The 14,116-nt window shown below is 58.0% G+C and carries 12 protein-coding genes; 11 read left to right on the top strand and 1 reads right to left on the bottom strand.

Going from position 1 to position 14,116, the window contains the following annotated elements; genetic code table 11:
• Nucleotides 1-908: 908 nt before the first annotated feature.
• The 9 genes from P9254_RS28635 to P9254_RS28595 all read left to right on the top strand — a co-directional run bounded on the left by P9254_RS28635 (nucleotide 909) and on the right by P9254_RS28595 (nucleotide 10,490).
• Nucleotides 909-1,499: a NodA family N-acyltransferase gene (locus P9254_RS28635; RefSeq protein WP_063169401.1), complete on the top strand. Its 591-nt coding sequence runs from the start codon at nucleotides 909-911 to the stop codon at nucleotides 1,497-1,499.
• Nucleotides 1,496-2,155, top strand: a complete 660-nt coding sequence (nodB, locus tag P9254_RS28630; RefSeq protein WP_063169400.1) for a chitooligosaccharide deacetylase NodB — start codon at nucleotides 1,496-1,498, stop codon at nucleotides 2,153-2,155. Before P9254_RS28635 ends, nodB begins: the two co-directional genes overlap by 4 nt.
• A 15-nt stretch (nucleotides 2,156-2,170) precedes the next feature.
• Nucleotides 2,171-3,496 (top strand): chitooligosaccharide synthase NodC, encoded by a 1,326-nt coding sequence (gene nodC, locus P9254_RS28625; protein WP_063169399.1) that lies wholly within the window; start codon nucleotides 2,171-2,173, stop codon nucleotides 3,494-3,496.
• A gap of 261 nt (nucleotides 3,497-3,757) precedes the next feature.
• Nucleotides 3,758-4,672 (top strand): nodulation factor ABC transporter ATP-binding protein NodI, encoded by a 915-nt coding sequence (nodI, locus tag P9254_RS28620; RefSeq protein ID WP_024505873.1) that lies wholly within the window; start codon nucleotides 3,758-3,760, stop codon nucleotides 4,670-4,672.
• Nucleotides 4,673-4,675: 3 nt separating this feature from the next.
• Entirely contained in the window at nucleotides 4,676-5,464 is a 789-nt protein-coding gene (locus P9254_RS28615) for an ABC transporter permease (RefSeq protein WP_063169398.1), read from the top strand.
• Between the two features lie 283 nt (nucleotides 5,465-5,747).
• The gene (locus tag P9254_RS28610; protein ID WP_063169397.1) at nucleotides 5,748-6,509 is read left to right on the top strand and encodes a sulfotransferase domain-containing protein; all 762 of its coding nucleotides are present in this window, start codon (nucleotides 5,748-5,750) and stop codon (nucleotides 6,507-6,509) included.
• A 389-nt stretch (nucleotides 6,510-6,898) separates the two neighbouring features.
• Nucleotides 6,899-8,185 carry a dicarboxylate/amino acid:cation symporter gene (locus tag P9254_RS28605; RefSeq protein WP_063169396.1) on the top strand — a complete coding sequence of 429 codons (1,287 nt, stop codon included), beginning with the start codon at nucleotides 6,899-6,901 and terminating at the stop codon, nucleotides 8,183-8,185.
• A gap of 275 nt (nucleotides 8,186-8,460) precedes the next feature.
• Nucleotides 8,461-9,522 carry a LacI family DNA-binding transcriptional regulator gene (locus tag P9254_RS28600; protein WP_051695606.1) on the top strand — a complete coding sequence of 354 codons (1,062 nt, stop codon included), beginning with the start codon at nucleotides 8,461-8,463 and terminating at the stop codon, nucleotides 9,520-9,522.
• A gap of 164 nt (nucleotides 9,523-9,686) precedes the next feature.
• Nucleotides 9,687-10,490, top strand: a complete 804-nt coding sequence (locus P9254_RS28595) for a TIM barrel protein (protein WP_063169395.1) — start codon at nucleotides 9,687-9,689, stop codon at nucleotides 10,488-10,490.
• A gap of 48 nt (nucleotides 10,491-10,538) precedes the next feature.
• Here P9254_RS28595 and P9254_RS28590 read toward each other — a convergent pair whose 3' ends face one another.
• On the bottom strand, nucleotides 10,539-11,456 hold the full coding sequence (locus P9254_RS28590) for a LysR family transcriptional regulator (RefSeq protein ID WP_063170390.1): 918 nt from the start codon (nucleotides 11,454-11,456) through the stop codon (nucleotides 10,539-10,541).
• 701 nt (nucleotides 11,457-12,157) lie between these two features.
• Between P9254_RS28590 and P9254_RS29185 the strand changes: the two genes are divergently transcribed.
• Together P9254_RS29185 and P9254_RS29180 are read left to right on the top strand one after the other, a co-directional pair.
• Nucleotides 12,158-12,652, top strand: a complete 495-nt coding sequence (locus P9254_RS29185; protein ID WP_095769983.1) for an IS110 family transposase — start codon at nucleotides 12,158-12,160, stop codon at nucleotides 12,650-12,652.
• A 140-nt stretch (nucleotides 12,653-12,792) separates the two neighbouring features.
• Nucleotides 12,793-13,455, top strand: coding sequence for a hypothetical protein (locus P9254_RS29180; protein WP_365970300.1), 663 nt, complete (start codon nucleotides 12,793-12,795; stop codon nucleotides 13,453-13,455).
• Nucleotides 13,456-14,116: the final 661 nt, after the last annotated feature.

Here is a 14,116-nt window from a genome sequence, read left to right as displayed (position 1 = left end):
CAACGCCTTCGCCATGGGCGGTACGAACGCAGTTCTGGCATTCAGGCAGGTGTAGAAGCCATGCAAGACGCCTCATTTGAGGTCACCTGTCGTATCTAGCTGCTTGCCGGACCACTATGTAAAGCGAGCGCTATTGGCTGCCTCTGCGATGCGGGAATTGGCAGCGGACGTCTCTCGATCAAACAGGCATCTTGCTTGTAGAATTCTTTTAATCGTGAAGCGGCGCGAGTGCGCTATCCGTTGAGGTGAGCAAGGCCGGCGCCCTGGGTGAGCGCTGGTGTCGGGTGGTGGAAAGTACAGGGGGAGCTGTGTGGCCCCTCTTTCTCGGCCTCGACGATGTGCGAAGGAGCCTGCGCGGCGAACGGGCCAACGCCCCAGGCTCAGAACCTGGGCGAACCTAACTCCCGCCAAAGGACAGCCCAGAGCTGGATACACGAAAGAGATACTGAACCCGCGAATCAGATTCTGATCAATCGTCGTGTCTGAGCTCCACTCGGCTCTTACGGAGATAATCGCGCGGCCCGGCAACGGCCGCGCGTGCCGCGGGCGTGAGCTTTGCGCTTCGTCAGAAGTGCCTCGAGCGTGACGACGATAATTGACCAGCCATATGGAACGCATTCGCCCAGTTATCCAAAGCGTGGATACCTTTCATCTAAACAAAGGATTTTACCGTTTTTGCTGCAGGTCCCATAGAAGCGCTTCAAGTTGGAAAGATAGGTAGTTCCGATGGTTGCGTTGGATCTGAGGAGCATCATCTGGTGTGCGGGGCGTACAAAGTCAGTCGCATCTGCATTGCGGCTTGGTCTTTCGGCGGTCCCCACAAGTTACGCCCCGTTGGCGCGACGCCAATTATTTAATCAATGCTTGGACATTTATCTCAACCAGACAGCTACAAGGTGAGGTCTTCCATGCGTCCGAATGTCGAGTGGAAGTTGTGCTGGGAAAATGAGCTGCAACTGGCCGACCATGTCGAACTCTCCGACTTTTTTCGAAAGACCTATGGACGGACTGGCGCCTTCAACGCGGAGCCATTCGAAGGCGGCCGCAGTTGGGCCGGCGCGAGGCCGGAATTCCGCGCAATCGGCTACGACGCGCATGGGGTAGCGGCTCACATCGGCATGCTGCGGCGCTTCATCAAAGTTGGCGAGGTCGACTTGATCGTCGCTGAATTGGGCCTGTACGCGGTTCGTCCGGATCTTGAAGGGCTCGGAATCGGTTTTTCGATGCGCGTGGCGTACCCAGTGCTCCATCAGTTGGGTGTTCCATTCGCTTTCGGCACGGTTCGGCACGCGCTGCGAAACCATGTCGAAAGATTCTGCAGAGCCGGCCTCGCGAACATTGTGTCGGGCGTTCGCGTACGGTCGACCCGTCCAGATGTGCATCCCGACCTGCCGCCCACGCGCCTGGAAGACGTACTCGTGTTGGTTTCGCCGATCGGACGCTCGATGGACGAGTGGCCGTCTGGTACCCTGATCGACCGGAACGGTCCGGAACTATGAAGCCTCTGGACTACATATGCGAAGGGCAGAGTGACAATGCCGATCGCATTGCAGAGCGCAGCGTCTATCTGACGTTTGACGACGGTCCCAATTCATTTTTCACACCGCAGATACTCAATGTGCTGGCGCAACATCAGGTGCCGGCGACCTTCTTCGTTGTTGGGGCCTACGCGGCCGACGAGCCGGAACTCGTTCGCCGAATTATTACAGACGGCCACGGTATAGCCAACCACACGATGACTCATCCGGACCTAGCTAAATGCGGGTCCGTCGAAGTCGACTGCCAGATAGTTGAGGCAAACAGAGTCATAGGGATGGCTTGCCCGCAGGCCATGGTTCGGTACTTTCGTGCACCCTATGGCATCTGGACCGAAGAAGTAATCGCTGCATTAGCGGGTGAGGCATTGGCGCCCGTCCATTGGTCCATTGATCCACGCGACTGGTCTCGCCCCGGCGTTGACGCCATCGTCGACAGAGTGCTCGCCGATATCCGGCCGGGCGCAATCGTGCTGTTGCACGACGGGTGCGCTCCCGACGAATTGCAACCAGGCAATCAAGCCAGTCTGCGCGACCAGACGGTGACAGCGTTGTCACGCCTAATTCCAGAATTGCACGGCCGCGGATTTGTAATCCGATCACTTCCTCAACATCCCTGAACAAACAGAGATCCTATGGACCTTCTCACCACAGCCAGTACTGTTGCCGTTTCGTCTTATGCGGTGCTCTCGACTGTTTACAGAGGCATGCAAGCGGTCTACTCCCAACCGGAAAATGTTACGCCGCCGTCGGAAAGCTTGTTCGGATCCGACCGTTGGCCGAGCGTGGATGTCATTATCCCCTGCTACAATGAGGACCCGCGCACACTCGCGGCGTGTTTAGCTTCCATTGCAAATCAAGATTACTCCGGAACATTTCAGGTCTATCTGGTTGACGACGGTTCTGGAAATCGTAATGCCGTCATCCCGGTACATCACGCCTACGAGGGCGACCCGAGATTCAATTTCATTCTGCTCCGCGAAAATGTTGGCAAACGCAAGGCGCAGATCGCCGCCATCCGCCGCTCATCTGGAGATTTCGTGCTCAGCGTCGACTCTGACACGACACTTGCGTCCGACGTCATCACGAAGCTTGCAGTAAAAATGCGGGATTCCATGGTCGGAGCGGCCATGGGCCAGCTGACGGCATACAACCGCAGCGACACTTGGTTGACCCGATTGATCGATATGGAATACTGGCTGGCTTGCAATGAGGAGCGCGCGGCGCAAGGTCGCTTTGGTGCGGTCATGTGCTGCTGCGGCCCATGTGCAATGTACCGCCGGTCTTGTCTCCTTTCTCTGCTGGATCAATACGAGACGCAGCTGTTCAGGGGGAAACCAAGCGACTTCGGTGAAGACCGTCATCTTACGATCCTCATGCTGAAAGCAGGCTTTCGAACCGAGTACGTTCCAGGTGCCGTCGCGGCGACAGTCGTTCCGGACAAGATGGGACCTTATTTGCGCCAACAACTCCGCTGGGCACGAAGCACTTTCCGGGACACGATGCTTGCGCGAGGTCTACTGCGTGGCCTGGATCGCTATCTAACTTTGGATGTGATGGGAGAGAATCTCGGCCCATTGTTGCTCGGCATCGCGGTAGTAACGGCGCTCGGTGAGTTACTATTTTCACATACAGTAAATTGGTGGACGGTGCTGGCTATTGTCACGATGACCATAATCAGATCTACGGTGTTATCTTTCCGCACTCGGCAGCTTCGATTCATCGGCTATTCAATGCACGCGTTAATCAGGATATTCCTGTTGATCCCCTTGAAGGCTTACGCCCTGTGTACATTGAGCAATAGCGATTGGCTGTCGCGTAAAAGTGTTCCCCTGCCCAACAGCAGCACAAAGGAAATCACAAGCGCGATGCCGCTTGGCGGAGCAAATGCTGCGGGCAATTCTGGAATTGCGGAGTCACTTCATACTGCAGATCTTTCGCTCACAGCTAGTGAAGTCTGACGGCCTTGCAGCGCCGAGTGACCGAGTAAGTTGTGTCAGTCGACACGGGGTGAAGCTTGTCGAGTTACCTATGGTCAGAACGGGGACTATGTGGAAGCGACACGTGGCATCTTGACGTTATTCTTTGGCGGAAGCGATACACACGTCGCTCCGGCCGCGACTTTCCAAAGGTGTCATCTCAAGGCGGTGGCCTGCTCTGAACCAGAATTCGCAAGTAAGCTGCCGGTGGCCAATCGGACTCATTCCGCTTGAGATAGACGCATGTCCAATGTAGCAATCGACCTTACCGGCGTAACCAAATTATTCGGAAACAAGCTCGTTGTGGACGGGCTGTCCTTCACCGTTGCATCGGGAGAGTGCTTCGGTCTGCTGGGGCCTAACGGCGCAGGCAAGAGCACGATTGCGCGTATGCTCCTCGGTATGACCCGGCCTGACGCGGGTGATATAACAGTCCTCGGTCTACCAGTGCCGGCACGCAGCCGCTTGGCCCGCAAGGGCATAGGCGTGGTCCCGCAGTTCGACAATCTCGACCTGGAATTTACGGTACGTGAGAACCTGTTGGTGTTCGGGCGCTACTTCGGCATGAGTACAAGAGAGATCAACGCCGTCATCCCACGGCTGCTCGAGTTCGCTCGCCTTGAGAGCAAGGCGGATTCACGTGTCGGCCTGCTATCCGGCGGGATGAAGCGGCGCCTGACGCTGGCACGTGCTCTGATCAACGACCCCCAGTTGCTTGTGATGGATGAGCCCACGACCGGCCTCGACCCGCATGCCCGCCATCTGATCTGGGAGCGACTTCGTTTCCTGCTGGCGAGCGGAAAAACGATCATTTTGACCACCCATTTCATGGAAGAGGCTGAGCGGCTTTGTGATCGGCTGTGTGTTCTCGAGCGGGGACGCAAGATCGCCGAGGGCAGTCCTCATGCGCTGATCGACGAGTACATTGGGTGCAACGTGATCGAGATCTTCGGCGGTAATCCACAGGAGCTGATTTCGCTGATCAGACCGTACGTTCAGCGTGTCGAGGTAAGCGGCGAGACGCTCTTTTGCTATGCGCCTGAGCCGGAGGATGTGCGCATCCAGCTTCGCGGTCGAGCGGGTCTGCGTATTCTAGAGCGTCCACCCAGTCTGGAGGACGTTTTCTTGCGGTTAACCGGACGTGAGATGGAGAAGTGAGCAATGGGTGAACGTTTTGCGGCCGCTCTACCCGCCAACGCCTGGAACTGGATGGCGGTGTGGCGCCGCAATCATCTGGCATGGAAGAAGGTGGCATTTGCTTCAATGCTCGGCACCCTTGCTGATCCGATGATTTACCTTTTCGGGCTCGGCACTGGCCTTGGACTGTTGGTAGGCCGCATCGAAGGTGCATCCTACATCGCCTTTCTGGCAGCCGGCATGGTTGCGACGAGCGCGATGACAGCATCAACCTTCGAAACAATTTACGCGGTTTTCGGTCGAATGCGCGATCAGGGCACTTGGGAAGCAATCCTGCACACACAACTTACCCTCGGCGACATCGTTCTCGGTGAATTGACCTGGGCAGCCACAAAGGCTTTTCTGGCCGGTACGACAATTGCGATTGTTGCGGCCGCGCTAGGTTATGCCGCGTGGACGTCGGTTCTCTACGTGCTACCGGTCGTCGCTCTCACCGGATTCGCCTTTGCGAGCCTGGCCATGCTCGTCATCGCGCTCGCGCCCAGTTATCACTATTTTATTTTCTATCAGACGCTTGTCATCACACCCATGCTGTTCCTTTCGGGCGCGGTTTTTCCAGTCGGCCAATTGCCAGGAGTGTTTCAGCAGATTGCGGCCTTCTCGCCCCTGGCGAATTCTATCGAGCTAATCCGTCCGGTGATGCTCGGCCGCCTGGGCGACAATGTAGGGCTGCATATAGGCGCACTTTGCATGTTCGCTGTATTGCCTTTTTTTCTGTCGGCTGGACTGTTTCATCGACGACTAATGCGTTGACGCTTGCTTACACCCATTAACCAGAAGGAGGTCCGCAATGCCGGATGCAAACTGCCCACAGCGGCCCGGAGGCATGCGTATGCTAGGAATCGCGAGTGGTACAACGCCGAAGCCGGGCGCCACCCAGCCGCTGCAGGCACCCGCCCAGCTTCGCGACCACACCTCGAAGAACAGGCTGGATGGTGAGGCGCGGACCCACCCGGAGCGTTCAATCGATAGCAGCCAAGCTTCTTGTGCGCGTCCACAGACCGTCGCGGCCATTATTTAGTTGGATACACATGCAATGACCCACAACGAAGCAACTCTTGAGCCTTTTGTGATCCTTGCTATGCCAAGGACCGGAACACACTATTTAGAAGAATTGCTAAACGAGCATCCGACCGTTTTGAGTAACGGTGAGTTGCTAAACGAATATGATCCCAATTGGCCCAGCACTGATCGCCTGCTAGGCACGGATCGCGAGCTTCTTGAGCTTGCCTATGTGCGCTGCCCTATGCGCGACTACAAGAATGTGACGCATCTTGGATGCAAGATCAATGAACCTCAGTTTCGCGAGCGTCCCGCATTCTTTGCGGAACTGGCTCGTTGGCCAGCACTCAAGGTCATCCTTGTTGTTCGCCGAAACGTATTGGAATCGCTCCGATCCTTTGTGCAGGCCAGGGAAAGCGGTCACTGGCTGAAGTTCAGCTGGGACAACGATACCGCTCGGCCACCGAGCGTCAGGTTGTCAATCGCCGACTGTGAGGCTTATTTCAAAGCCGCCGACGATTTTCACGCTCGCGTTATGGACTCCTTCACGTCGACCAACCTGCTTGTAATGGAATACGAGAGCCTACTTCACGAACCTGCCCAATGCCTGGGAGCGGTTTGGGATTTCCTGGGCGTTCCAGCGCTTGAGCCATCAGATAACGCCATCCTGCAGCGCCAGGAAACGCGACCGCTGGATCAAACGGTGGAGAACTTTGACGAGTTGCGGATTCACTTCGCACGGGGACCTTATTCAAGATTTTTTGACCTCGGAGATTCAATGCGCTCCTACGCTTAATCGCTTGTACCGCGTGCTCTGATGGGCGTGTAGGATATCCTGCAGTTTGCGCGCATTCCGTCGCAAAACTGACAAACCAAAGTCACCAAGACGACAGAGATATCGGCCGGCAGTCGATCTGCGGCAGACATCAAAGACACGGCCGCAAGGCGACCTGGTCAATTCCCTCTCTGGCGAAGCACTTCTTCAGACGCGATCTTTGGCGAGCCTTGAGTGCAAATTCCGGCAAAGGTGGAGGGTTCCAGTGCGCAACCCGCACCAATCTCGCTGGACGGGACAGGCCTCCAGTTGGCACGGCGCTTGCTCCGAGATGACAGCAGCGCTCGACCGGAGCGCAGCATGGGAGAAGGAGGAGCCCCCACCCCGATCCGGTCAGGGAGAGAGAAACGGTGTTGGTTCCAAGAGTCCCCCGCGCGATCGCAGCGCCCCGCAAGCCCCATTTTGCCCGGACCTACGTGCAGGTGCTTGCCGCCATAGTCCTGGGAGCCGCAATTGGCTACCTCTATCCGGAAACCGGCCAGAGCCTGAAGCCGCTCGGCGATGCCTTCATCAAAGTCGTCAAGATGATTATCGCACCTGTCATCTTCCTGACAATTGCGACCGGCATTGCCGGCATGAGCGATCTGCAGAAGGTCGGCCGAGTTGCCGCCAAGGCGATGGTTTATTTCCTCACCTTCTCGACACTTGCACTCGTTGTCGGACTGATTGTCGCGAATATCGTTCAACCTGGCGCCGGCCTCAACATCGATCCGGCCTCGCTCGATGTCCAAGCCGTTAAGGGCTATGTGGCCACGGCTCACGAGCAGTCCGTGACCAGCTTCCTGATGAACATCATCCCGTCAACGATTGCCAGTGCCTTCGCGGAAGGCGACATCCTGCAAGTCCTGTTCTTCTCGGTCCTGTTCGGCATTGCTTTGGCGATGACCGGAGAGACGAGCAGGCCGGTCGTTACCTTTCTCCAGGCGCTTACCGCCCCCATTTTTAAGCTCGTCGGCATTCTGATGAAGGCTGCACCCATCGGCGCCTTCGGCGCAATGGCCTTTACGATCGGCAAATACGGAATCGGTTCGGTGGCCAACCTCGCGATACTGGTCGCGACGTTCTATCTTACCGCCTTCCTCTTCGTGTTCGGGGTTCTCGGCGCGGTCTGCCGCTACAACGGCTTCTCGATCTTTTCTCTCGTCCGCTACATCAAGGACGAGCTGCTGCTTGTCCTGGCAACGTCCTCCTCGGAGGCCGCGCTGCCCTCGCTAATGGAGAAGATGGAGAAGGCCGGCGCCGCCCGTTCGGTCGTAAGTCTCGTCATCCCTACTGGATACTCATTCAATCTGGACGGTACCAATATCTACATGACGATCGCCGCCCTCTTCATCGCCCAGGCGACGAACACAGATTTGTCAATTGCCGATCAGATCCTCCTGCTGCTAATTGCGATGCTTTCCTCGAAGGGTGCGGCAGGCGTCACCGGCGCCGGCTTCATCACATTGGCCGCTACTCTCTCTGTCGTGCCGAGTGTTCCCGTTGCCGGAATGGCTCTAATTCTTGGCGTGGACCGCTTCATGTCGGAATGCCGCGCGCTGACGAATTTAGTCGGTAATGCGGTGGCATCGCTCGTTGTCGCTCGCTGGGAAGGCGAATTGGACCAGTCACGGATGGAAACCGCTTTCCGCGGTTAGGGTTACATCAAACTGGCTCCCCGCAAGCAAGATCGCAACAGCGCGACGTGTAAGTAGCGGCCTTGACACAACAGTCGAATTGCCAGCCTCCAAAGAGCGCTGGAAATAGAGTACTAACGCAGTGAGTAATACAACACCATGAAGCCCCTAAGCAAACGAACGGTTCACGGAGACTCATCTGGGTGCGCATGGAGCGCTGTTCGTCGAATGCGCTATCCGCGGGGTGGGGGAACTATTTCAGCTTGCCGCCCCAAGCCGTCGCGGGAGCGCACCGGATGATGGAGGACCGGCCGATCAGAATCGCTAGGGGAAAGCGCGTCACAATAGCCGATCTCGCCCGCGAAGCCGGAGTCAGCGTAGCAACAGTCGATCGGGTTCTGAACGTCCGCCTTCCGGTGCGAGAGGAGACCGCCCAGCGGGTCCATGCGGCCGCGCACGCGATCGGCTATCATGCTGCCGGTCTCATCAAACAGCGCTTGCAGCAGCACCTGCCGCACTACAAGCTGGGCTTCATCTTGAGAAAACCTACCCACGATTTCTACCAAGATTTCGCTCGCAAGATCGAAGAGTCGGTCAGTATGGCTAAATCCTTCCACGGCCTTCCGATCATCGAGTTCGCGCAGTCACATTTGCCGCGTGACCTGCTCCCGCTTCTTAAGGACCTTGGGAGCCGCTGCCAGGCGATCGCCATGGTGGCGGCCGATCACCCGAAAATCACAGCATCAGTCGAGGAGCTCAAGGCGAAAGGTATCCCGGTATTTTCGCTGCTATCCGACTTCGCCGATGGCGTGCGCGAGGGCTACATCGGCCTCAACAACAGCAAGGTCGGACGGACTGCCGCTTGGGTGTTTTCCAAGGCCGCAAAACGGCCCGGCAAGGTGGCGGTGTTTGTCGGAAGCCATCGCTTCCAGGCGCATGCGACGCGGGAAACGGCCTTTCGTGCGTATTTTCGTGAGAACGCGCCAAAATTCGAGGTGCTTGATGCGCTCGTGAACCTTGATGAACGGCAGCTCACTTACGAAAAATTGCTGGATCTTATGCAGCGGGAACCAGAGCTCGTCGGCTTCTATATGGCCGGCGGGGGGATAGAGGGGGCAATTTCCGCGCTCCGAGAAGAGGGGAGCGGTCAGGATCTCGTCGCGATCGTGAGTGAAATGACGCCGCAGTCACGTGGGGCGCTTGCGGATGACATCTTGACGATGGCGGTCGGCACGCCAATGCGCCGACTTTGCCAGGAGCTGATAATGGCAATGGAGCGGGCCATCAAAGCCGGCGTCGCGGAGAGCCCGGGGCAGACATTTCTGCCGTTCGACATTTATCTTCCGGAAAATATTTGACCTTGATGGATTTCTATCATGAGCGCCCATTTTCCTTTCACCGATGAAAGGAAAGCTCGATTGACTCGGCCGTCTCTGTCCGATCTGTGAACCGGCGTGGTTCCGTCTTGAAAGAAGCCGGATGCCGAAATGGCAGCCGCGCTTCATGGAAGGAAAGTCAAGCAATGCGCCAGGTATCGCCCCGCTTTGCACTCGATCACATGGCGGCGCCCCGCCTTGACGTCAGTGCGCTTTTCGCGCTTGCCCGTGACCAAGGCCTGACCGACGTCCAAATCCGTTACCCTCATTTCAGCAATCCTGTCGCACGCGGCATTCCGGCTGCGGACGTTCGGTTGGCCGCTACCGAAGCGGGCGTCACGATCATCTCTGTCAACGCCTTGCAGCGGTTCAACGACTGGACTCCAACGCGTCAGGCCGAGGCAAGCAACCTCGCCGATTATGCGACGGCGTGCGGGGCGGAGACGCTCGTGTTGGTGCCGGCCAACCGCAGCTCGTGGCCCACCAATAGCGAGCGCCAGGACAATCTTCGTTTCGCTCTAAACGAGATCAAGCCAATCCTCCAGTCGCGGGGTCTGATCGGTCTCATCGAGCCGCTGGGTTTCCGAACCTGCTCGCTTCGATCAAAGAAGGAAGCGGCCGAGGCCGTTGCCGCGGTTGATGGCCAGTCCGTCTTTCGCCTCGTGCACGACACGTTCCACCACACCCTGGCCGGGGAGACATGCCTGTTCTGCGAGCTTACCGGCCTGGTGCACATTTCAAGCGTAAACGACCCGACCTTCTGGATTTACCCCGATCGCTTTCTTGCAGGTTCCGACAATGGCAGCCAGATTCAGGCGCTGCTGGATGGCGGCTACGCGGGACCTTTCTCATTCGAGCTGGTCGAGGAAGTCCATTCTCTGGACGATCTCGCAGGCGCACTTGCCGCCAGCATCGACTTTATCCGGCGAGGGCTATTGTCGTCAAAGTAGATGGTGACAGGAGTAGTGACTATAGGTGCGCCTGAATTTTCCGTGGGTTCACAGCGGGGCAGCCATCCGAGATGCCTCCTGTATCATTATCTCCCGCATCCAGATGCTTGCCGGATCGCTATTGTGGAGGGCCGGCCATTGGAGGGTCTCGGTGAATGTGGGAAATGGCAGCGGAAGTTCGATAACCCGCAGGGGGAACGTTTTTTCGAAATGCCTGACCAGCCGTAAGGGCATGGTCGCTATACGAGCTGTGCCGGACACCATAGGTGGAATCATGCTGAAGCCCTGCACGGCGACCTCGACACGTCTCTTAAGGCCATGCTCAAGCAAAAACCATTCCTCGATAGACGGCTTCATCGTACGCCCGAACCTGACCGCGACGTGCCTCATCGACATGTATCTCTCGAATGTAAGCTGCTGTGGCAGCTGCTTGTTTGTGGGACAGCCTACGCACACGAGCTTCTCGTCAAACAGCGCAACGCTTGAATGCACACTCGACGTGAACATATCCGGTAGAATTAGAAAATCGACGTCACCGCGCCGGAGAAGCTCATCGGGGCTATCGTCGACAGGCAGCAGTTCGAAGCTGACGGCGGGGGCTTCCCGTGAAATACGCTCCACAAGCTTTTCGAAAAACACGAGCGTGACGAAATCGGAAAGAATGATCCTGAAGAGGCGATCGGCTCGAGCTGGGTCAAACGGATCCGAAGAAATAATCGAGCACTGGATGTGCTGGAGAGCGTCGCGAACTGCGGGGGCAAATGCTGCCGCACGCGGGGTTAGAAATCTTTCGCGACCTCTTATCGTAAACAGTTCATCGCGGAAATAATCGCGCAGTCGGGCGACGGCCGCACTCATGGCGGGCTGACTCAGGTTAATCCTGCGTGCCGCCGCCGAGAGATTACGCTCCGTCAGGAGTGCGTCGAGCACAACGAGGAGATTTAGATCAAGTCCTTTGAAACGCATGTCATCAGCCATCCATGGGATGGATGCCTTTAACCGAAACAAACGACTTTAACAATTTAGCATTCTTGCAATCTTTTGTCGCAAAAAGTTTATGATGGATGACGTTAAGGTCCGACATATGAGCCGCGTGATCTGCCGAAGCGAGCAATCGTTCGTACTGTGCAGGTCAGAGATTGGCAGTTTGAAACGCCGGGCCGATGGCGCCGGTCTATCAACCAGCGTCTTCGGCGGCCCCGACCTAGCTAGGCGTGGAACCTAATAGGGTGCACCTTTCCAGTCCGAGGCGACTGATGGGCGGTTTGATCCTAAGCTGCCGTGAGGCCTGTGCCAATTGTATCGGCGAGCCAATGCAGCAGTCCGGCAGCGTTTTTGAGAGCTGTTGTAGGCTCGGCCTAAGCCCATTGGCGCAAGCCTATCTGAACGAAGCGCTTGGCCTTGCCGCTATCCGGTATGTGATCTGTGGTGCCTTCTCGTCCTGCTGTTCTTGTTTTGGAACGCCCTTATGGTGAGCCCATCCGGGACGTGGGGCACCGGGAGCACAAAGGTGCAGGCAGGCCGTCAATAGACCGTGGGCTGAGAGCCCGAGCTCGTTACATGGCCGCCCCTCGCGACTTTCCCGGATGCGCTGCGAGCGCGGATCAGTAGATGTCGTGTTGCCCGCCAGCTCCCGTCTTTGACCGAGCCAAGAAGGAGGAACGGGCATGCTTATCATCGGACTGGATATTCACCGCGCCTTCGCCGAAGCAGTGGCATGGGAGGAGGGCAGGCTCAGGCGACTCGGCCGCGTCGACATGCGGCGCGATCTGCTGGCGGCGTTCGCCGCGAAGCTGTCGCCGAACGATGTCGGGGTGATCGAGGCCACCGGCAACGCGACGTCCGCTGCAGCTGTGGTTGCGCCGCATGTGAAGAAGGTGGGGATCGCCAAGCCGAAACAGGTGTTTATCGTTGCCTATGCCAAGATCAAAACGACGATCGACGCCGACGTTCTTGCGCAGCTCTATGCCAGCGGCTTCTTGCCAGAAGTCTGGATTGCGGACGAGCCGACGCAGGCTCTGCGTCGACAGGTGACACGGCGCAATCAGATTGTCCGACAGAGATCTCGATTGAAGAGCGTCATCCAGTCGATCCTTCATAGCCACCTGATCCGTCCTGCCCGCATGCTGACCTGTGCGGCGCCAAGGGTCGGACCTGGTTAATCGAGCAGGTCGTACCGCAGGACGAGCGCCTCGCGATCGATGGGCATCTGCGCGAGTTCGACCGATTGGGCGAAGACCTCCAGGTCATCGAACGCGATCTTGTCCGCTCGGCTCTCGAGGATGAAGGCGTGAAGCGGCTGATGACCATTCCCGGCGTCGACATCACCGTCGCGCTGGCGATGAAGGGCGGCGATCGGCGACGTGTCGCGCTTCGACGATCCGCAGAAGCTCGTGACCTATCTCGGGTTGAACCCAAGCGTCCAGCAGTCCGGCCAGGTCCGGCCTACCATGGGCGGATCACCAAGCAGGGCCGTGGTCATGCGCGCGGCATGCTCGTCGAGGCGGCCTGGGCGGCCGCTCGTGCTCCCGGACCGTTGCGAGCCTTCTCCCTGCGGCGTGCGAGCCCGGCGCGGACAGCATGTCGCGGCCGTGGCAACCGCACGCAAACTCTCTGTCGTGATCTGTCATCTGTTGAGAAGGGCGAGAGTTACGCGTGGGCTCGACCCTCCCTGCATGCCAAGAAGCTTGCGCGATGTGGAACTCAAGGCCGGGAGCAAGGCTGTGCGCGGCCAAAAGGGAGCGCACGCCTACAACATAAAGAGCCACCGGGAAGAAGAGCGCCGCTGGGTGGAGCAGGCCGAGGGCGCCTATGCACGCCTCGTCGCCGGTTGGAACCCACGAGGTCCGAAGAGGGTAGGCACGGATGCCGCAAACGAGGCGCGACGATAGAAGCTGCGCGGCAGGGCTCTCATCTCGGACCCTGCTCTTCGCCACGCGGTCGTCCGTGCGCGACAGGAGAATAGCGCAGATTTATCAAAAAGGCTCTTGTCGATCACATCAGTGGTCTTGGGCGCTGTACGGCCGGGTGAAGACTTTGCAGGTGGCCCGGAAAGCGTTTGACCTGCAGCGAAGCAATTGTCGTCATTACGCGCTCGACCCGGGCGCCCAGCTTGGCATAAGGGCTACGTGGCCTCAGGAAGCGTCGTCGCCAATGCAGACCATGGACGAATTCCCAGCCGATGCCGAGATGCCGGTCGACCGTGCCTGTCGCCGTCCGGTGATGCGATGCCCCCGAGCGGATGAGTTCGCCCCGGATGCTCCCGGTCACGACGCACGGGTTCGGGTTCCAAGGCGCTCAGTTTTGTTCGCGCCCAATCGGTGTAGGACGCGGCAGAAATACGAGCGTGACGAAATCGGAAAGAATGATCCTGAAGCGGCGATTCGGTAGAGCCGGGTCAAACTATCCGACGAAATAAACGATCACTGGATGGGCGGGGGAGCGTCGCAAACTGGAGGGCAAGAGCTCCCGGACGCAGCGTTAAGTTTGAATACCTCCGCGGACATGGTCGCGAGCTTATCGCGCAAATAAATCGAGCAGCCGAGCGCCGGCCGCACTCATGACCGGCTGGGCTCGGTTAATCCTGCATGCCGCGCCCATGAGGTTACTTGTCCGGAGTGCGTCGA

Source organism: Mesorhizobium sp. WSM4983 (genome assembly GCF_029625765.1).
In the GTDB taxonomy this organism is placed as follows: Bacteria; Pseudomonadota; Alphaproteobacteria; order Rhizobiales; family Rhizobiaceae; genus Mesorhizobium.
Note: the sequence above shows the minus strand (reverse complement) of the source record. Positions and strands in the feature narration are given on the sequence as shown.